Here is an 18,734-nt window from a genome sequence, read left to right as displayed (position 1 = left end):
CCCCTCACCCTAACCCTCTCCCAGGCGGGGCGAGGGGACGTGCCAAACGCGGCATTGAGGTTGAGGGAGACGGTGCGGCAGATCCCTTCTCCCCGCACGCGGGGGTCCGAAGGACGGGACGAGACGCGTGGCTCGACCCAGGCAGAGGTGGCGGCAGCCGGATGAGGGGCTACCCGGCTGAGCTCATGATGACGGAGGAAGCGACGTGCAGTTCGCCCGCATAAACGACGTGACGATCCACTATCAGCTTATCGGCGCTCCCGCCGACCGGCCGGTGATCGTCTTCGTCAATTCGCTCGGAACGGATTTTCGCATCTGGCGCGATGTCGTCGTACGGCTTGCCGGCGACTATGCGGTCGTGCTGTACGACAAGCGCGGCCACGGCCTTTCCGATGTCGGCCAGCTCCCCTCATCGATCGAGGATCATGCGACCGATCTTGCCGGCCTGCTCGACCTGCTCTCGGTCAAGGATGCCGTCATCTGTGGCCTCTCGGTTGGCGGCCTCATCGCTCAGTCGCTCGTTCAGCACCGGCCGGATCTCGTCGGCGCCCTCATCCTTTGCGACACCGCCCACAAGATCGGCACGGCAGAGAGCTGGAACGCCCGCATTGCCGCCGTCAAGAAAGATGGCCTCGGCAGCATCGTCGACGCCATCATGGAGCGCTGGTTCACGCCGGCCTTCCGACGGCCCGAAAACACCGCCTATTCCGGCTATTGCAACATGCTGACGCGCCAGCCCGTGGAGGGTTACCTCGCCGCCTGTGAGGCGATCCGCGACTCGGATTTCACCGAGGCCGCGAAGTCGATCGCTGTGCCGACAATCTGCATAGTCGGCGACCAGGACGGCTCGACCCCGCCCGATCTGGTACTCTCCACAGCGCGGCTGATCCCCGGCGCCCGTTACGAAATCATCCGCCATTGCGCCCATATTCCCTGTGTCGAGCAGCCGGAAGCGCTGACGGCGATCATCCGCGCCTTCCTCACATCGATATCGCCTGGAGAAAGCAGCCCATGAACGAAACAGCCTCTCCCTCCGAACGCTATCGGCAAGGCATAGCGACCCGTCGCGCCGTGCTCGGCGACGCCCATGTCGAGCGCGCCATAGCGGCAACGACGGAGTTCGACCGCCCCTTCCAGGAGCTGATCACCGAAGCCGCCTGGGGCCATGTCTGGTCGCGCCCGGCGCTGACGAGGCGCGAGCGTTCGATCGTCACCATCGCGCTGCTGGCCGCACTCGGACAGGACGATGAGGTCGCCATGCATGTGCGTGCCACCGCCAATACGGGTGCGACCCGGGAGGATATCTGCGAGGCGCTGTTGCATGTGGCGATCTATGCCGGCGTTCCCGCCGCCAACCACGCGATCAAGATTGCCAAGCAGGCCTTTGCACAGATGGACGCCGAGAAAGCGGCCTGAGGGGGAGAAATGTCCGAACGAGCAAACAGCAAGCCGGAGACCGGCGCCTTCTTCGCCCGCGACCGCGCCTGGCACGCGCCGGCGCTGACCCCCGGCTACAAAACCTCGGTGCTGCGCGCGCCGCAGCGCGCGCTGCTGTCACTCGACGGCACGATCTCCGAAACGACAGGCCCGGTCTTTGGCCATTCAATCATCGGCGAGCTCGACAACGACCTGATACTGAACTATGCGCGGCCGGGCGAAAGCGCCATCGGCGAACGCATCATCGTCCATGGCCGCGTGCTCGACGAACGGGCCAAGCCGGTGGCCGGCGCCCTGGTCGAATTCTGGCAGGCCAATGCCGGCGGCCGCTATCGCCACAAGAAGGAAACCTATCTCGCGGCAATCGACCCGAATTTCGGCGGCTGCGGCCGTGCCATCACCGACGAGGAGGGCCGCTACCATTTCCGCACCGTCCGGCCCGGCGCCTATCCCTGGCCGAACGGCGTCAACGACTGGCGCCCCGCCCATATTCACTTCTCGGTCTTCGGCCACGGCTTCGCACAGCGCCTGATCACCCAGATGTATTTCGAGGGCGATCCGATGATCTGGAAATGCCCGATCGTCGGCACGATCCCCGACAAGGCGGCGATCGAGCAACTGATCGCCCCGCTGGACTGGGGCAACACGATTCCGATGGATTCACGCGCCTATAAATTCGATATCGTGCTGCGCGGACGCCGCTCGACGATGTTCGAAAACAAGCTGGAGGGCAACTGACCATGCAGCAGCTCGGTTATCTCAAGGAAACCCCGTCGCAGACCGCCGGTCCCTATGTGCATATCGGCCTGACGCCGAATTTCTGCGACATCACAGGCGTCTACGACAGCGATCTCGGCAGCGTGATGCTCAACGACAAGACGCTCGGCGAACGCATCACCGTCACCGGCCGCATCTTCGACGGCGCGGACGCGCTGGTGCGCGATGCCGTCGTCGAGATCTGGCAGGCCGACAGCGCCGGCCTTTACAACAGTCCCTCGGAAATGCGCGGCGCCGCCGACCCGAACTTCGCCGGCTGGGGCCGCTGCCCGACCCGGGCCGACGACGGCGTCTACAGCTTCGAAACCATCAAGCCCGGGTGGGTCCCCTTCAAGGACGGCCGCAGACAGGCGCCGCACATCACCTTCTGGATCGTCGCCCGCGGCATCAATATCGGCCTGCATACACGGATGTATTTCCCGGAAGAGGCCGAAGCCAACGCCAGCGACCCGCTGCTTGCCCGCATCGAACATCGCGAACGCGTTGCCACCATGGTCGCCACCCGCGATGGCGCAACCTGCCGTTTCGACATCCATCTGCAGGGGCCGAAGGAGACGGTGTTTCTGGATATTTGAGGGTGTGCCGGCTGCTTGTCGGAGAATTCCGCGCAAGCAGCCCCCTCACCCTGCCCTCTCCCCGAGGGGAGAGGGGAACAGTGCCACGCGAGAGAACCTGCCCATAAGGCGCCGACGCCGCCTCATTTCCCTTCTCCCCTCGGGGGTCCGAAGGACGGGTCGAGACCAGTGGCTCGACCCCGGGGTGGCGGCAGCCGGATGAGGGGGCCACCACCACAAACGAGCAAACCATGACCGCATCGCCCTTCGACCACCCCTTCCTCTCCGGCCTTGTCGGTGACGACGAAATCGCGCCCTATTTTTCCGCCGAAGCCGATATTCGGGCCATGCTCTCCTTCGAGGCGGCACTCGCCAGGGCCGAAGCCGCGCACGGCCTCATTCCCGGCGAGGCAGCAAGGAAGATTGCCGAAGCCTGCGCCGATTTTTCTCCAGATCTTGCCAGCCTTCGCGCGGCAACGGCGAAAGACGGGGTCGTCGTCCCCGACCTCGTCAAGCAGCTGCGCGCCAAGGTCGGCGAGGAAGCGGGCAGAAACCTGCATCTCGGCGCCACCAGCCAGGACGTCATCGACACCAGCCTGATGATCCGCCTGAAGGCGGTGGTCTTCCTGTTTGCCGGCCGACTTTCCGCCATCCTCGCAGCGCTTGACGGGCTCGACCGGCAGTTCGGCCGCAACCGCCTGATGGGCCATACCCGCATGCAGGCGGCGATCGCCATCAGCGTCTCGGACCGTCTCAATGCCTGGCGCACGCCGCTCGCGACCTATCGCGACCGCCTGACCGAGCAGAGCTTCCCCGTCCAGTTCGGCGGTGCTGCCGGCACGCTCGACAAGCTTGGGCCACAGGCCGCCGCCGTCCGCGCTTCGCTCGCCCAGGAGCTCGGCCTCACCGACATCAGGCAATGGCAGAGCGCGCGTCTGCCGATCGCCGATATCGCCGGCCTGGTCGCTTCGATTTCGGGCAGCCTCGGCAAGATGGGACAGGATATCGCGCTGCTTGCCGAGATGGGCGGCGAGATCGAAATTTCAGGCGGCGGCACCTCCTCGGCCATGGCGCACAAGCAGAACCCGGTTGCCGCGGAAGTCCTGGTCTCGCTCGCCCGCTTCAACGCCACGGCGCTCTCGGGTATCCACCAGTCTCTTGTCCATGAACAGGAGCGCTCCGGGGCGGCCTGGACGCTCGAGTGGCTGCTCCTGCCGCAGATGACCATGGCAACCGCCGCCAGCCTGCGGCTTGCCGGAGGACTGATAGGAAATATCAAGCGGCTCGGGACGGCTTGAGATCACAGCTGCGGCCAGCGCTATGGCTAGCCGCGCGGCAAGGGTTCCAGCGCGAGAGCGGGCATTTGCTTTTTCGATCGCGCGCAACCATCTAATAGGCATGACTTGCGGAAAACGCCCTGCCCGCGCAGCCCATTTACCGAAAACCAACCATACTGGGTTGCTTTCCGAAGCGAAAGCCGATTGCTTAGGAGAATATACTTCTTCTTCCGCTACCGGTTAGGAGAATGAAAGGGGGCGCAGGCAAACTCGTGGAATTCTGCTGCTTCGCATCGGGATAAACTATGATTACGATGGCGATGCGGGAAGGCCGGTTTGAAAAACGATGACGACAGAACTGTTTCAGATAAAATTTTGGGGCGTCCGCGGCAGTATTCCCGTGTCGGGCCCCGAGTTCGATCGCTACGGCGGTAACACTTCCTGCATCGAGATTCGCTGCGGAAAACATCGGTTGCTTTTCGACGCAGGTTCGGGCCTGCGCGAGGCGGGGCTGTCGCTGCTTGCCGACGGCGTCAGCGACGTGGACCTGTTCTTCAGCCACTGCCATTACGACCACATCATCGGCCTGCCCTTCTTCAAGGCGATCTATTATCCCTCAATCAACGTCAACATCTGGTCCGGGCACCTCGACGGCAAGATGAGCACGCGGGAAATGGTCGAGCAGTTCATCAGCCCGCCCTGGTTTCCGGTCAAGACCGACATCTGTCAGGCGACGATGAACTTCCGCGATTTCCACTCCGGCCAGGTTCTGACCCCGCATGAGGGCATCGAGATCAAGACGTTCACGTTGAACCATCCGGGCGGCGCCATCGGCTACCGCATCGAATGGCGGGGTCGTTCGATCGCTCTGATCTACGATATCGAGCATATTCCCGGCAGTTATGATCCGGTCTCCCTGGAGATGATGCACGGCGCCGATCTCGTCGTCTACGATTGCACCTACAATGAAGATGAGATGCAGCGCTTCAAGGGCTTCGGCCATTCGACCTGGGAGCACGGCACCGAGCTGGCCAAAATGGCGGGCGCCAAGCGCTTCGCCCTGTTCCACCACGCCCCCTCCCGCACGGACGAACAACTGGCCGAAATGGAAGCGCAGGCTGAGGCCGCCTTCCCCGGCGCCTTCGCCGCCCGCGACAATCAGACCGTGGTGATTTAGGGGTGCCGGCGCACGCTGGCGCCGGCCCGTTCGCAACTTGCTGACGGAACAGATGCCGGGTCCGACCGTTTCCCCGGCAGCGCAAGATCGATGAAACGGGGTACCAGCCATGACCGTGCTCTCCGGACAATGCCTTTGCGGGCAGGTGAAACTTTCTGTTCGTGGCGAACCGTTGCGCGTCGGCATTTGTCACTGTACCGACTGCCGAAAGGAAAGCGGTTCGGCCTTTACCTTTTACGGCGTCTGGCCCGCCGGCCAATTTGAACATTCCGGCGAAACCGGCGAATTCCACGGCCGGCGCTTCTGCACCGGATGCGGTTCGCGGCTGTTTTCCGCCGATGACCAGGAGGCGGAAATCAAGCTCGGTATCCTCTCGCAGGCGCCGACGCCGCTGGCGCCGCGCTACGAACTCTGGATCAAACGCCGCGAGGCATGGCTGCGGCCCGTGGAGGGCGCCGAGCAGTACCAGGAGGACCGAACGTGAATCTGGCCACGCTCGTCCGACATCACATCACCACCGTTGCAGGTATCGAGATTTTTTACCGTGACGCGGGCCCGAAGGAGGCGCCGGTACTGCTGCTGCCGCACGGCTATCCCTGCTCGTCTTACGAGTTTCGTAATCTCATGCCGCGCCTTGCCGACCGCTGGCGGCTGATCGCCCCGGATTTCCCCGGCGCGGGCTACAGCGGCACACCCGACGATTTCGACTACAGCTTCGATGGTTATGCCGCCTGGCTGGAAGCTTTTGTCGGGGCGCTCGAGGTCGACCGTTTCGCGCTCTATCTTCACGATTTCGGCTCACCGATCGGAGCGCGGCTGGCAATCAGAAATCCCAGCCGCATCGCGGCGCTGATCATCCAGAATGGCGATATCCCCTATGAGGATGCGCTTGGCCCGAAATATGCCGATATCGAGGCGACGTGGGCGCTGCCGCGCGCGGAGATGAGGAAAGCGCTGGCGCAAGCGATCAGCGAGGAGACCTTCCGGGAGGAATTTCTCAACGACCTGCCGCCGCCCCTGGCCGACACAATCCCGCCGGATCTCTGGCGGCTGCACTGGTCGCTGGTCACGCCGCGGCGCAAGGAAATCCCTATCGACCTGATCGCCGGATTGAAGGAGAACCGCGCCTGGTTCCCAGAGCACCGGAAATATCTCAGAGAGTACCGGCCGCCGACCCTGATCGTCTGGGGGCCAAACGACCACTATATGCCGGAAAAGTCGGCACGGGCCTATCTCCGCGATCTGCCGGAGGCCGAACTGCATCTGCTCGACGGCGGGCATTGGCTGCTCGAGACGCATCTGAATGAGGTCACAGAACTGGTGCGGGACTTCCTCGGGCGCGTTCACGCAGTCTGATCGATAGCCTGATCTTGCAGGAGTTCTGGCGCCGACGACCAAGAGACGGCAGGGTGGTGGGCCGTCACCGCAAACAAGTCCGACAGGAAATCCCAGGCGGCCGCATCATGAACCAGATGGTGGCTGAGCACGCCAATCGGCTCGTCATTGCCGGCAAACCGGTCGCGGAGTTCGGCAACCAGTTCGGCCACCAGTTCCTCGGCGCTGCGGCCGCCGCGCGTGCCGTGCCAGTCGATGATATCGACATGGGTGTTGAGAAGCGGGATCGGCCCGCCCTCTTTTGCCCGCCCGTAAACCGAGAGCGCCGCAAAGCCGACTTCGGGCAATGCCGGGATGAGCGCGGCGTCGATCCGGTTCCACGGCGGCACCAGCACCGGCAGGAAGCGGACGGGATGGAGCCGCTTCAGGCGCTGCAATCCTTCACGCAACTCGCTGAGCACCACCTCGGGCGGCCGTTCGCCGCCGAGTTCCTGCTTCTTGCGCTCAGGGGCGACGTGGTTGGTGTGCGACCAGCCATGCACAGCGACAGCGACGCCCGCTTCCGTCGCCAGCCGCGCAGCCAAGTCCTCGCCGGTCAGGGCAGGAATAACGGCAAGGATCAACGGAATCCCGTTCTCGGCGGCCAGCGCCAGCAGCCGCTGCAGATCGGGCGTCGGCTCGACGGCGTCGTCGTCGCGCAGCCAGAATCGCGCCACGCGGCCGGCGGCTCGCCAGCGGTCGAGCTCCCGGCGCAGCGGTTCCCAGCTCATCCCTTGGCTCATCATCTCACTCCTGTTCCTGCGCCTTGCGCAAAATCTCGTCCAGAACGCGGGCAGCCACCGCGAGCGAGCGCTCCTCGAGCACTAAGCGCCGCGCTGCCTGCGCCATCGCGTCGCGTTTCCGCCCGTCGCCGAGCAGGGCCGCGATGGCCCCGGCATAGGCGGCGACATCGCCCTCCGGCGTCAGCAGGCCGGTGACGCTGGCCTCGACCACGGCGGGCACGCCCGCCGTTTGCTGCGCCACGACAGGTAGGCCGGCGGCCTGGGCTTCGAGATAGGCAAGGCCATAGGCCTCGCCGCAGCCGGGCCAGACATAAATGCCGCCACGCGCGAGCAGGCCGGCGATCTCGGTTTCGCTCCGCTCGCCCAGCCATTCGATGCGGCCGGGAAAGCCGGCAAACAGCCCCTCCACCTCCCGGCGCATCGGCCCGTCGCCGATGACCGCAAGGGTCCATGGCTTGTTTTCAATCAGCCGCAATGCTTTTGCGAGCATCGCGTAGCTTTCCATCTTGTCGCCGGCCCGCATCATCGCCACGGTCATCAGCCGGCCGGGATCGGGCGCCGGCCGCACCGCCTCGAACAGCGCCAGATCGATGAACGGCTTGAGAGCCGCAAGCCGCGCCTGCGGAAAGGCGGCTGATAGCCCGGCCCGGTCACGCTCGGTGAAGCCGATATTGACCGCCGCCTGCATGACCGCCTCCCCCACGCGCTTCTGCCGGTCGGCCCAATCGCTCCGGTCGCGTTTTGCCGCATAGGAAGCCTCGGCGGTGACATAGGGGATAGCGAATTCGGCTGCGATCGCCGGCCCGAAGGGATCGGGCGATTTATAATAGGGATGATAGCAGAACCAGAGTTCGGGCCGCGCCTCTTCTTGCCATTTCTCCCGCAAACGCGCCATTTCGGCGGAGATGGCGGGTTCGAGCGCTGCCGCCGCCTCCGGTGTCGGGGCATAAGTGCGGAATTCGGAAACGATCTCGACTTGATGCCCGGCAAGCTCCAATGCCCGGATCAACAGCCGCGCCATCAGCCGGTCGCCCGAAGGCACCGGGTGGTTCGGCGATTTCATGGGCGCATAGAAGGCGACCCGCATGCGCATCCCTCGCATAGACACACTGTTTCCAATCGGCATTCACAAGCGACTTCATAACCAAATCAGGCACATGCAGCACGCGGTCGCGTTGAACCCTCCCATGGCGTGCGGCATCGTGACCGGCGGCGAAAAAATCCCTTATTGCCGCCTTCCCGAAAACTTGCGCATAAGCATATGCAATGTGATCGCAGTGGAAGCAATTCCGCCTCTTTCCCCATCTCTATGGGCCTGCGATTGCATCGACAAGAACGGGAATGAATGACGACGGCCTCGGTCACAGGGATTTTTTCGGAGCGCTCGATCAGAAGGGCAAGGCTCGGTTCGGGGCTGGTTATTTTCGTCTTCGTTCTCTTGCATTTGTCGAACCATGCACTCGGACTCGTTTCGATCGCCGCGGCCGATAAGGCCCGCCATCTTTTCCTGGCAATCTGGCGCAATCCCGCCGGCACCGTCCTGTTTTACGGATCAGTCCTCGTCCATATGACACTGGTGCTGCGCGCCATCTACATCAGGCGCAGCCTGGTCATGCCGAAGGGGGAAGCAGCCCAGATGGTGCTCGGCCTGCTGATCCCGCTGCTTCTGATCGATCACGTCATCGGCACCCGCATTGCCCATGAACTCTATGGCTATATCGACAATTACGAGACTATCGTCGGCATGTTATGGCTGCGGACGCCGGCGACGGGCGTGCGCCAGGCATTCGGCCTGATCGCGGTGTGGATCCACGGCTGCATCGGCATCCATTACTGGCTGCGTTACCGCCCCTGGTACGGCGGTTTCGCACCGCTGCTGCTGGCGCTGGCGATCCTTGCGCCGGTGCTGTCGCTGCTCGGTTTCGTCGAAATGGGCCGCACGCTTGCCGACCCCACCTATCAACTGACCTCCATCGAGCCTTACGCAACGACCGTGAATTCCCACTATGTCTCCGACCCCGAGATCCGCAGCCAGATCGCCATGGTTCGCGCCGGGCTCTATGGCGCCTTCTCGGCTTCGCTGATCATCGTCGTTGCCGCCCGCACACAGCGCAGGCTGAAGGAGCGTCTCGATCAGGTCGCGGTGCACTATCCGGGCGGCGAAGTGATCCGCGTGCCGCGTGGGTTCACGGTGCTGGAGGCGAGCCGGCTCGGCGGTCTGCCGCATTATTCGGTCTGCGGCGGCAAGGGCCAGTGCTCCACCTGCCGGGTACAGATTCTTGGTGATTACCAGACGCTGCCGCCGCCCGACAAGCTTGAACAGACGACACTGAAACGCATCAATGCCGGCCCTGATGTCCGCCTCGCCTGCCAGCTTCGGCCGAATACCGATGTCTCGGTCGCGCCCCTTCTCGTGCCGGCCGTCGAGGCGGCTCTTCCCGCCAACAGCCAGGAGACGAGCCCCGGCCGTGAGCGTGAAATCGTCGTGCTCTTCGTCGATATCCGTCATTTCACCGCGCTGACGGAAACGCGCCTGCCCTTCGACGTCGTCTTCCTGCTGAACCGCTATTTCGCCATCATCGGCAAGGCGGTGGAGCAGGCGGGCGGCCGGCTCGACAAATTCATCGGCGACGGCGCCATGGCGCTCTTCGGCCTCAACGCCGCGCCGGAGGAGGCCTGCCGCCAAGCGCTCGACGCGGCGGCGGCAATCAACATCGGGATCGAGAAACTCGCCGCCGAACTGGCCGAAGAGTTGACGCTGCCGCTGCGGATCGCCATCGGCATCCACACCGGCCCGGCCGTCATCGGCACGATGGGCTATGGCAGGGTGCGCAGCGTGACGGCGATTGGAGATACGGTGAACGTCGCGAGCCGACTGGAAAGTGCGGCCAAGGAATTCGACGCGGCGATCGTCTTCTCCGAGCCGGTGGCCAGGCTTGCCGGCGCCGATCTTGACGACATCCAAAGCCGTGAAATCAGCGTGCGCGGCCGCGCCCTGCCCTTGAAAGTCTATGTCGTTCCGAGAGAGAAAGCGGCAGAACCGCTCAAAGGAAAAGCCTGATGCACGGCAAGCCCTGGCTCACCGCCAAATATTGGAGCCGCCGGTTGCGCAAGGCGCGCAATAGAGTCGCCTCGCGCTTCTTCGACACCCGCCTCGGCCGCCGGCTGCTGATCGAGAATATCGGCCCGCGCGTCGTCTCGATGACGGTCGATGCCGGTGATCATCTGATGACCTTCTCGCCTTCCGACTATATCGGCCGCAAGGTCTTCCGGAAGGGCCATTTCGAGCGCGACGCCGTCGACCGGTTGATCGCCATCCTGCGCGAGCGAGGCCTGCTCAGGAAGGATGCGACGCTGCTCGAGATCGGCGGCAATATTGGCACCCAGACGGTTTATTTCGCCTTGAGCGGCACCTATGCCAAGATCGTCAGCGTCGAGCCCGATCCGCGCAATTTCCCGCTGCTTGAACTCAACATCCGCCAAAACCGGCTGGAAGAGAAGGTCCGTCTCGTCAACTGCGCCGCCGGCGAGCACGCAGGCGAGATCGATTTTTTTCTTAACCTCAACAATCACGGCAAGAGCAGCGCCGTCCGCCAGAGCCCGACCGACCAGAAGATCAGCGTGCCGGTGATGCCGGTCTCCGAAATCCTCGCCCGCCTCTCGATCGACCCAGCCGCAATCGGCCTCGTCTGGATGGATATCGAAGGCTACGAGCCGGTCGCCTGCCGCTCGATGCAGCCGCTGCTTGCCCGCCGCGTGCCGCTTCATATGGAATTCACACCGCTGTTCTACGGTGCGGAGGGCACGAAGGCCTTCATAGCGATGCTCTCAGGATTCTACGAGGACTGTCTCGTGCTCTTCGAGGACCGCGAGGAAGAAATCAAGGTTCGGGATCTGCCGAGCGATATCGATCAGTACAACATATTGTTTTTGCCCTAGGCTCTGCCGGACACGATTACTGGCGCCGTGCCGCGGACGTCCGTGTTGCCCCCCGGGGGCGTGAGCCCAGGACCGTCTTGTGCAAACCCGAAAAAAGCGGTTAGCTGCACAGTTGAGGGCACTTTTCAAGCACAGTCAGACGAGCTTCGGGCGTTAGATGCGCTGAGAGGTGTCCGCATTCGAGGGAAGTCTCGTGCGCTGGTCCAAACCGCTCAGAGTGCATCTCGGTGTCCTGGTCGTCGCATCGCTGCTTTGCACGTCGATGCCGATTATCTGGCTGGCGTTCAGGCAGGGAAGCAATGCAGCCGTGAGTGCCGGCGCGCAGCAGATGCGCGAGATGAGCCTGCGGCTGATCGAGGGATATCGCCACACGCTGGAGGGAGGCTACGAGGCGGTGGCGCTGGCATCCACCCTGCCGCAGCTCGTTTCGCCGCCGCCTCAGGATATCAAGGCGAAACAGGACCTCTTTCTCGAAGTTCTGCGAAATGTCCCCGAGGCAACGAGCATCTATACCGGATACCCTGACGGCTCGTACTTGCAGGTCATCAACGCTGGAAGGAGGGATGTCCGCCAGACCCTCGCGGCGCCTGACGAAGCGGCTTTCGCGATCAGAACGATCGCCGGGCGACAAAGCGCGAACGTCATATCGACGCTTGGCTTTCTCGACGGCAAGGCAAGACTGATCGGCGAACGGGATGTCGACGACGCGTCTTTCGATCCGCGGCAACGCCCGTGGTATCAATCGGTCGTTCAGGACGGCGCCCCGGTCTCCGTCGGCCCCTATGTGACCGGAACGCTCAAGGTGCCGACGCTGACGATCGCGGCACCGATGAAGGACGATGGGCGAGTGGTCGTCGGCATCAACGTTCACCTGCAGACCATCGGCCGCCTACTGGATGCACAGAGTATTTCGCCGCATGCCCGAGCCTATGTCATCGACGGTAGCGGCAATCTCGTTGCTCATTCCGACCCTGTTATCATGAGCAGGATCATCGCAATATGGTCGAGAACCTCAGGCGCCTTCGCCATAACGGCGAACGCCTTCGATACCAGTCTCGAAACGATTGTCCGGCTGCGGCAGGATCCTGCCTTCGCAAACGGCGGCCTGGCGCGGATCGAACTTGATGGTGCAAGCCATCTTGTCCAGATCGCCCCGGTCAGCGTGTCCGGCCTGTTCCGGGGAAGCACGGCCGCAATCGTCGTGCCGCTGGACGACCTCGTTGCCGAGGCCAACCGGCTGCTCGTGCGCAATCTCCTGATTGCCGGCATCCTGTTGATCGCGGGTGTTGCGGCATCGGTGGTCCTGTCGCGCATGGTCAGCCGCTCTCTGTACCGCCTCGCCGACGAGGCGCGCATGATTGGCGATCTCGAGGTCAGCGAGAAGGCCCTGTCGCACTCCTGGATAACGGAAATCAACACATTGGCGAGCGCGCTCTCGGCAAGCCGTCACGCCATTGGCCAGTTTGCCCTCTATGTTCCGCGTGAAGTGGTCCGCCGCATCGTCAGCCCTGACGGGCGAACGGTCGTCAAGGCGAAGCGGCAGGACGTGACCGTGCTGTTTACCGATATCAGGGACTTCACGACCATATCGGAGCAGAATTCGCCCGAGGACGTGGTCGATACGCTATCGGCCTATTTCGAGCTGCTGAACACCATTGCCGAGAGCCATGACGGCACAGTCGTCCAATATCTCGGCGACTCCATTTTCGTCATGTGGAATGCCCCTGTCCCGGATGCCAGGCATACCGACCACGGCTGCCGATGCGCGCTTGCCATGAAAGCCGCCGTCGACGAACTCAATGGGAAAAACCGGAGGCACGGCCGCCCCGAACTCTTCACGCGATTCGGTCTCCATACTGGCCCCGCCGTCGTCGGCAGTTTCGGAGCGATCTCGCGCCAGCAATACACGGCCATGGGCGATACGATCAACGTCGCCTCCCGGCTGGAAGGATTAAACAAGGAATACGGCACCTCGATCCTGGTGAGCGCCGCTATCCATAACGCCGTCGGCGATCGCTTCCAGTTTCGGCCGCTGGGTCTGGTGCAGGTGAAGGGGCGGGCTGAAAAGGTCGATCTATGGGAGCTGGTTGGGGATCTCAGGTGCTAGGTGTTGGCGCGCCTCTCCCATCTCCCGACGTCGCAAGCACCTATCCGGCGGGCGGCATCACCAGCGACTGATGGCAATGCACGCCGGCGAGCACGCCGGAGGCGGAGGCGAGCGTGCCGCTGTGCATGGAGCTTGCGGCATCGCCGGCGGCGAAGACGCCCTTGACGCTGGTCTCCTTGTTTTCGCCGGTACGGATGACCGGCCCGAAGGCACCGTCGTCGAAGGCGCAGCCAAGTTGTTCGGCAATCGGGCTTGCCATCGCCGTTTTCGGCGCGACGAATATGGCGTCGAGCGGCACTATGCGGTCATCGCCGAGACGCACCGCCTGGAGTTTCGGACTATCGCCCAATAATTCCACGACAGGGCTGCGTTCGATGCGCACGCCACGGGCGGTGAGCCGTCTCAGTTGCTCTTCATCGGGCTCGAACAGCCGCTGGGTGAAAAAGGTGGTCGCGCCCCAGTCCGGGATCATCATCGCCGAATGGGCGGAATGCGGATGGTTTGCCAGGACGCCGAGGTCGCCGCCGCTCACCTCATAGCCGTGGCAATAGGGGCAGTGCAGCACCGAGCGGCCCCAGCGATCCCTGAGCCCGGGGATATCGGGCAGCGTGTCGCTGACGCCGGTTGCGAGAATGAGGCGACGAGCGCGTTCTTCACTGCCGCCTTCGATGGTGACGACGAATTCCTCACCCTCCTTCTGCGTGCGCGTGACCTTGCCGTCGCGCAGCGTGATGTTTGGATAGAGCGAAAGCTGCCTCTTCCCCTCGGCCATGATCGCCTCCGGCGGCTGGCCGTCCTGGCCGAGGAAGCCGTGCGAGGCCAGCGAAAACCGGTTTCGCGGCGCGCCTGCGTCGACGAGCAGAACCCGCCGCCGCGCCCGCGTGAGTTGCATGGCCGCGGACAGACCGGCAAAATTGCCGCCGATGACGATGACTTCGTAGAACATGCGATCACTCCTTGGACATTACCTCTCATGAATCAACATAAGTTACATGAAACACCGCCGTCAAGGCTCATGTTACTTGTCTTGTTACAAATTGCTTGCGATAATGCCGCGCTCGATCGACAGGATAGAACCATGCGCAACGACAGCCGCCTTTCCCGCATGCTGCACGTGCTGATCCACATGGATCGGCATGAACATGCGGCAACCTCCGAGGTGATTGCAAAGATGCTCAACACCAATCCCGTCGTCGTGCGCCGCACCATGGCCGGCCTTCGCGACCAGGGCTATGTGCGTTCGGAAAAAGGTCATGGCGGCGGCTGGACGCTGGTGCGGCAATTGTCCGAGATCACCCTGCTCGACGTCTACAACGCGCTTGGCGACCCCCACCTCTTCGCCATCGGCCCCGCCGATGATCAGCCCAAATGTCTGGTCGAGCAGGCGGTGAATAGTGCGCTGGCCGATGCGATGAAGGAGGCGGAAGCGCTGCTTCTGAGGCGGCTGGGCAGCGTGACGCTGGAGGAAATCGCGGCTGACTTCGAGACAAAACTGAAGGCGCGCTCGGCCGCGGCTTATTCCTGTGCCTCGTGAGCGGAAGCTCCTAGGGCTCAGCCGTCACGCCCCCTCACCGTCCACGAGCCGGTATCGCGATCGGGGTGCTGGTTGTTGCTTTCCCTGATCGCCGCAGCCCAGTCAGCGCCGTTGGTTTCGGTCGGGCCGGTATTTTCTATGTCCGTGATCGTGTCGAACCATGCCACCATGTTTTCGGTGCAGGTATTGGCATGCGGCGGGAAGGCGTTCGGATGGTCGAGCGAACCGATCATCAGGTTGGTGCGACCGTTTTCCAGGTGATGGAAGAACAATGGCGTGCCGCAATTGGCGCAGAAGCCGCGCTCGACTAGCTCCGAGCTCTTCCAGACGCTCGGCTTGCCACGAGTCCAGGTGAGCGCATCATCGGGCGCGGCGACGAGCGCGGCAAAGATGTTGCCGGAAGCCTTCTGGCACATGCGGCAATGGCAAAGATGCGAATTGTCGAACATGGCGGTTGCGTGGTAGCGCACGGCGCCGCACTGACAGCCGCCGCTGACTTCCATCTCGATGCGTTCCATTTTTCTCCTCCTTCAAGGGCGGGTGGGGCTTCCTCTCCCCTCACATGCGCCGATACAGAAAATACCGCCCTTCCTTGATTCCCTCCGGCAGCGGCAGCTCCGTGAGCTCCGGATGCTCCAGCGGCAGGCCGCTGACGGCGATGCCGTTCGGGGCGAGCACGCCGGCTATCAGCTGTGGCAGCCAGGTCAGCGTCACCGCATCGATCTCGTCATGGCCGGTGCCGATATCGGCGTGGGCGAGGGCTGCGCCGATGCCGAGGAAGGCCTGACCGGAATCGCGGATGTTGCCAGTCACCATATCTTGCGGCTCTGGGGTCGAGGCCGAATAGGAGCGGACTTCCCAGTCGAAGGCGATGATGCGGCGGTCGGGGAATTTTTCGCGCAGGTGATCAAAGGTGCGGCCGTTGCCGAGGCCGAACTCCAGCACCGGGCCTTCGATGTCCTCGACCAGATCGGTGATTGCGTTCAGAATGTCGCGTTGGGCCGTCAACCGGCGAATGAAGCTGTCGAGGCGGCTCATGGCAATCCGAATCCGTGATGAAAATCGTGAGCGCGTGCTAACACATGAAGCCTTGCCAAGTCGATTGCCATAGATGTGAATTGGCGTTGCAGCAGCGATATGGGTCTGTGCTAAGGTCAATGACATGACAACCGGGACCGACGAAGAATTCTTTGCGAGCGTGCCGCGCTTCAGCGCCTTCGAGGGCGTGACCGATGCCGGCAATTACCGGCCGTTGCCGGAGGGATGGGTGCTGGCGCTTGCCGATATCGTCGGTTCGACGCAGGCGATTGCCGGCGGTCGCTACAAGGACGTCAATATGGCCGGCGCCAGCGTCATTTCGGCGGTGCTGAATGCAGTCGGCAAGGGCGACTATCCCTTCGTCTTCGGCGGCGATGGCGCGCTGATCGCGCTGCCGGGTTCGCTGGAGAAGACGGCGCGGGATGCGCTCGCCGCCGTGCAGGTCTGGGTCGAGGAGGATCTCGGCCTGATGCTGCGCATCGCCATCGTGCCGGTCGCCGATACCCGCGCGGAGGGCCTCGACGTGCGCGTCGCGCGCTATTCCGCAAGCCCGCATGTCACCTATGCGATGTTTTGGGGCGGCGGCACAAGCTGGGCGGAACGACAGATGAAGCTCGGCCGTTTCGGCGTCGAGCGCGCCGCGCCGGGCACGCGGCCGGATCTAACTGGCCTGTCCTGCCGCTGGAGCCCGATTGCGGCGGAGAATGGCGAGATCGTCTCGATCATCGCCGTGCCCGGCGAAGGCCGGCCGGGCGAAGAATTCCGCGATCTCGTCAACGGCATCGTCGCCATCACCGCCGAGCAGAACCGCGGCAGCCATCCGGTGCCGGCCGACGGCCCGAAATTCGCCTTCTCGCTGAAGGGCATCAATCGCGAGGCCAAGGCCACCGCGCCCGCGGGAAGACGGCTGTGGCAGAAGCTGATCATCTTCCTGCAGCTCGCCATCATCCTCGCGTGCTACAGGCTCGGCCTTCCACTCGGACGCTTTGATGCCCGCCGCTACAAGCGCGACGTCGCCGGCAATTCCGATTTCCGCAAGTTCGACGACGGGCTGAAGATGACGGTCGACGTCGACGCCGGCCGCTTGAAACGGATCGAGACGCTGCTGGAAGACGCGCGGGCCAAGGGCATCGCCCGCTACGGCCTGCATCGCCAGTCCTCGGCGCTGATGACCTGCTTCGTGCCGACGCCGATCTCGCGCGACCACATGCATTTCATCGACGGGGCGTCAGGCGGCTATGCGGTGGCCGCCAGCCGGATGACCGGCAAATCGCTTTCGGCCGTTTCCGTCACGCCTTGATGACGTGATCGGCCGAGAGGCCGAGCCGGTCGAAGACATTGCGGGTATCGACGATCAGCGCAGCAGTTTTGGCGAGCGCCGCATAATCCACACTGTCATGATCGGTCGCGACCAGCACTGCGTCATAGCCGCTCAAGGCCTGCGGCATCAGCGCCACCGACTTGCGGCCTTTCAGGGCCAGGTATTCACGCGTCGACGGGATCTCGGCGACGAAGGGATCGTGGTAATCGGCGCGGCCGCCGCGCTCCTCGATGATTTCAATCAGCCGCAGCGACGGGCTCTCTCTGATATCGGCGACGTTCTTCTTGTAGGCGAGGCCCAGCACCAGCACACGGCTGCGGCTCAGCGCCTTGCCGGCGCGCATGTCGAGCGCTTCGGCTAGTTTGCCGACGACATAGCGCGGCATCGCCGAATTGATCTCGCCGGCAAGCTCGATGAAGCGGGTCGGCAACTCGTATTCGCGCGATTTCCAGGTGAGGTAGAAGGGATCGATTGGGATGCAATGACCGCCGAGGCCGGGGCCGGGATAGAAGGGCATATAGCCGAAGGGCTTGGTCTTGGCCGCCTCGATCACTTCCCAGACGTCGATGCCCATGGCCGCATAGACGGTCTTCAGCTCGTTGACGAGGGCGATGTTGACCGAACGGAAGATGTTTTCGGTGAGCTTGACCGCTTCGGCCGTCGCATTCGAGGAAACCGGGACGACGGTCGAAACCGCAGCGCCGTAGAAGGCCTTCATCAGAGCCAACGCCTCGGGCCCGTCGCCGGCGACGACCTTCGGGATGGTCGCGGTGTGATAATGCTGGTTGCCGGGGTCCTCGCGCTCCGGCGAGAAGCCGACGAAGAAGTCCGCGCCGGATTTCAGCCCGGTGCCTTCGAGAATGACCTTGACGATATCGTCCGTCGTGCCGGGATAGGTGGTCGATTCCAGCGCGACGAGCTGGCCGGGACGCAGGTGCCCAGCGATCGAGCGCGAGGTCGCCTCGACGAAGGAAAGATCGGGGTCGCGATGTTTGGTCAGCGGCGTCGGCACGCAGATGATGATGACATCGCATTCGCCAAGGCCTGCGAAATCCGTGGTCGCCTGGAACCGCCCCGCCTCGATCTCGGCTGCGAGCGCCTCGTTGCTGACGGCGTCGATGTAGGAGCGGCGGGCATCGAGCGCCACCATCTTTGAGGGATCGATGTCGAAGCCGGTAACCCCAAAACCGCTGCGCGCTACCGCAATCGCCAGCGGCAGGCCGACATAACCGAGCCCGATAATGCCGGCACGCGCCGCGCGGGTTTCGATCTTCTGCAGAAGCGTGTCGAAGGTTGAGGTGACCAAGGCAGGATCTTTCAAACGGGAAATTCAGGAAGCTGATCTAATGCATGATGGTGGGAAATTAAACCGCCTCCACTTCTGCTTGGGAATAAAGTAAACATCTGAGCACAGAGGAGACCACCACGTCCCGGCGAAATTGCCTCAACGCGCCGA

At 63.4% G+C, this 18,734-nt stretch carries 19 protein-coding genes; 13 read left to right on the top strand and 6 right to left on the bottom strand.

Translation table 11 applies throughout. The features are described 5' to 3' along the window. Nucleotides 1–205: 205 nt before the first annotated feature. From pcaD to AC13QO_RS28655, 8 genes are all read left to right on the top strand, one after another. Nucleotides 206–1,015 carry a 3-oxoadipate enol-lactonase gene (gene pcaD, locus AC13QO_RS28690; protein ID WP_085780912.1) on the top strand — a complete coding sequence of 270 codons (810 nt, stop codon included), beginning with the start codon at nucleotides 206–208 and terminating at the stop codon, nucleotides 1,013–1,015. Beyond that, nucleotides 1,012–1,416 carry a 4-carboxymuconolactone decarboxylase gene (gene pcaC, locus AC13QO_RS28685; protein ID WP_085780911.1) on the top strand — a complete coding sequence of 135 codons (405 nt, stop codon included), beginning with the start codon at nucleotides 1,012–1,014 and terminating at the stop codon, nucleotides 1,414–1,416. Before pcaD ends, pcaC begins: the two co-directional genes overlap by 4 nt. Nucleotides 1,417–1,425: 9 nt before the next feature. Beyond that, the gene (gene pcaH, locus AC13QO_RS28680) at nucleotides 1,426–2,175 is read left to right on the top strand and encodes a protocatechuate 3,4-dioxygenase subunit beta (protein WP_085780910.1); all 750 of its coding nucleotides are present in this window, start codon (nucleotides 1,426–1,428) and stop codon (nucleotides 2,173–2,175) included. Between the two features lie 2 nt (nucleotides 2,176–2,177). Beyond that, nucleotides 2,178–2,789 (top strand): protocatechuate 3,4-dioxygenase subunit alpha, encoded by a 612-nt coding sequence (gene pcaG / locus AC13QO_RS28675; protein WP_488542612.1) that lies wholly within the window; start codon nucleotides 2,178–2,180, stop codon nucleotides 2,787–2,789. Between the two features lie 230 nt (nucleotides 2,790–3,019). Beyond that, nucleotides 3,020–4,066 carry a 3-carboxy-cis,cis-muconate cycloisomerase gene (locus AC13QO_RS28670; protein ID WP_085780908.1) on the top strand — a complete coding sequence of 349 codons (1,047 nt, stop codon included), beginning with the start codon at nucleotides 3,020–3,022 and terminating at the stop codon, nucleotides 4,064–4,066. Between the two features lie 325 nt (nucleotides 4,067–4,391). After that, nucleotides 4,392–5,222 (top strand): MBL fold metallo-hydrolase, encoded by an 831-nt coding sequence (locus AC13QO_RS28665; protein WP_085780907.1) that lies wholly within the window; start codon nucleotides 4,392–4,394, stop codon nucleotides 5,220–5,222. Between the two features lie 109 nt (nucleotides 5,223–5,331). Then, a complete protein-coding gene (locus AC13QO_RS28660) occupies nucleotides 5,332–5,706 on the top strand; it encodes a GFA family protein (protein ID WP_085780906.1) in 375 nt (124 codons plus the stop codon). After that, nucleotides 5,703–6,578, top strand: coding sequence for an alpha/beta fold hydrolase (locus AC13QO_RS28655; protein WP_488542611.1), 876 nt, complete (start codon nucleotides 5,703–5,705; stop codon nucleotides 6,576–6,578). Before AC13QO_RS28660 ends, AC13QO_RS28655 begins: the two co-directional genes overlap by 4 nt. Here AC13QO_RS28655 and AC13QO_RS28650 read toward each other — a convergent pair. After that, nucleotides 6,566–7,339: a polysaccharide deacetylase family protein gene (locus tag AC13QO_RS28650; protein WP_488542610.1), complete on the bottom strand. Its 774-nt coding sequence runs from the start codon at nucleotides 7,337–7,339 to the stop codon at nucleotides 6,566–6,568. The genes AC13QO_RS28655 and AC13QO_RS28650 overlap by 13 nt on opposite strands. 4 nt (nucleotides 7,340–7,343) lie before the next feature. Further along, on the bottom strand, nucleotides 7,344–8,426 hold the full coding sequence (locus AC13QO_RS28645) for a glycosyltransferase family 4 protein (RefSeq protein ID WP_488542609.1): 1,083 nt from the start codon (nucleotides 8,424–8,426) through the stop codon (nucleotides 7,344–7,346). Nucleotides 8,427–8,684: 258 nt separating this feature from the next. On the opposite strand from AC13QO_RS28645, the gene AC13QO_RS28640 reads away from it, so the two are divergent. The 3 genes from AC13QO_RS28640 (at nucleotide 8,685) to AC13QO_RS28630 (ending at nucleotide 13,385) form a co-directional block, all read left to right on the top strand. Then, nucleotides 8,685–10,400 (top strand): adenylate/guanylate cyclase domain-containing protein, encoded by a 1,716-nt coding sequence (locus AC13QO_RS28640; protein ID WP_488542608.1) that lies wholly within the window; start codon nucleotides 8,685–8,687, stop codon nucleotides 10,398–10,400. Continuing rightward, a complete protein-coding gene (locus AC13QO_RS28635) occupies nucleotides 10,400–11,278 on the top strand; it encodes an FkbM family methyltransferase (protein WP_488542607.1) in 879 nt (292 codons plus the stop codon). Before AC13QO_RS28640 ends, AC13QO_RS28635 begins: the two co-directional genes overlap by 1 nt. Nucleotides 11,279–11,471: 193 nt before the next feature. Then, complete coding sequence (locus AC13QO_RS28630; RefSeq protein ID WP_488542606.1) at nucleotides 11,472–13,385, top strand: adenylate/guanylate cyclase domain-containing protein; 1,914 nt, start codon at nucleotides 11,472–11,474, stop codon at nucleotides 13,383–13,385. Between the two features lie 40 nt (nucleotides 13,386–13,425). Here the strand turns inward: AC13QO_RS28630 and AC13QO_RS28625 are convergent, their stop codons facing one another. Beyond that, the gene (locus AC13QO_RS28625) at nucleotides 13,426–14,331 is read right to left on the bottom strand and encodes an NAD(P)/FAD-dependent oxidoreductase (RefSeq protein ID WP_488542605.1); all 906 of its coding nucleotides are present in this window, start codon (nucleotides 14,329–14,331) and stop codon (nucleotides 13,426–13,428) included. A gap of 132 nt (nucleotides 14,332–14,463) precedes the next feature. Here AC13QO_RS28625 and AC13QO_RS28620 point away from each other — a divergent pair, with 132 nt between their 5' ends. Continuing rightward, on the top strand, nucleotides 14,464–14,919 hold the full coding sequence (locus tag AC13QO_RS28620) for an Rrf2 family transcriptional regulator (RefSeq protein ID WP_488542604.1): 456 nt from the start codon (nucleotides 14,464–14,466) through the stop codon (nucleotides 14,917–14,919). Between the two features lie 17 nt (nucleotides 14,920–14,936). Here the strand turns inward: AC13QO_RS28620 and AC13QO_RS28615 are convergent, their stop codons facing one another. Both AC13QO_RS28615 and AC13QO_RS28610 read right to left on the bottom strand, forming a co-directional pair. Continuing rightward, on the bottom strand, nucleotides 14,937–15,437 hold the full coding sequence (locus AC13QO_RS28615; protein ID WP_488542603.1) for a GFA family protein: 501 nt from the start codon (nucleotides 15,435–15,437) through the stop codon (nucleotides 14,937–14,939). A 40-nt stretch (nucleotides 15,438–15,477) separates the two neighbouring features. Next, the gene (locus AC13QO_RS28610; RefSeq protein WP_285196372.1) at nucleotides 15,478–15,957 is read right to left on the bottom strand and encodes a class I SAM-dependent methyltransferase; all 480 of its coding nucleotides are present in this window, start codon (nucleotides 15,955–15,957) and stop codon (nucleotides 15,478–15,480) included. A gap of 124 nt (nucleotides 15,958–16,081) precedes the next feature. Here AC13QO_RS28610 and AC13QO_RS28605 point away from each other — a divergent pair, with 124 nt between their 5' ends. Further along, a complete protein-coding gene (locus tag AC13QO_RS28605) occupies nucleotides 16,082–17,257 on the top strand; it encodes a DUF3095 domain-containing protein (RefSeq protein WP_488542602.1) in 1,176 nt (391 codons plus the stop codon). On the opposite strand, the gene AC13QO_RS28600 is transcribed toward AC13QO_RS28605, so the two are convergent. After that, nucleotides 17,247–18,584 carry a nucleotide sugar dehydrogenase gene (locus AC13QO_RS28600; protein ID WP_488542601.1) on the bottom strand — a complete coding sequence of 446 codons (1,338 nt, stop codon included), beginning with the start codon at nucleotides 18,582–18,584 and terminating at the stop codon, nucleotides 17,247–17,249. The genes AC13QO_RS28605 and AC13QO_RS28600 overlap by 11 nt on opposite strands. Nucleotides 18,585–18,734 lie beyond the last annotated feature (150 nt).

Source organism: Rhizobium sp. CNPSo 3670, from assembly GCF_057784555.1.
The sequence above is the reverse complement of the archived record's forward strand: the minus strand, read 5'-3'. Positions and strand labels throughout refer to the sequence as shown.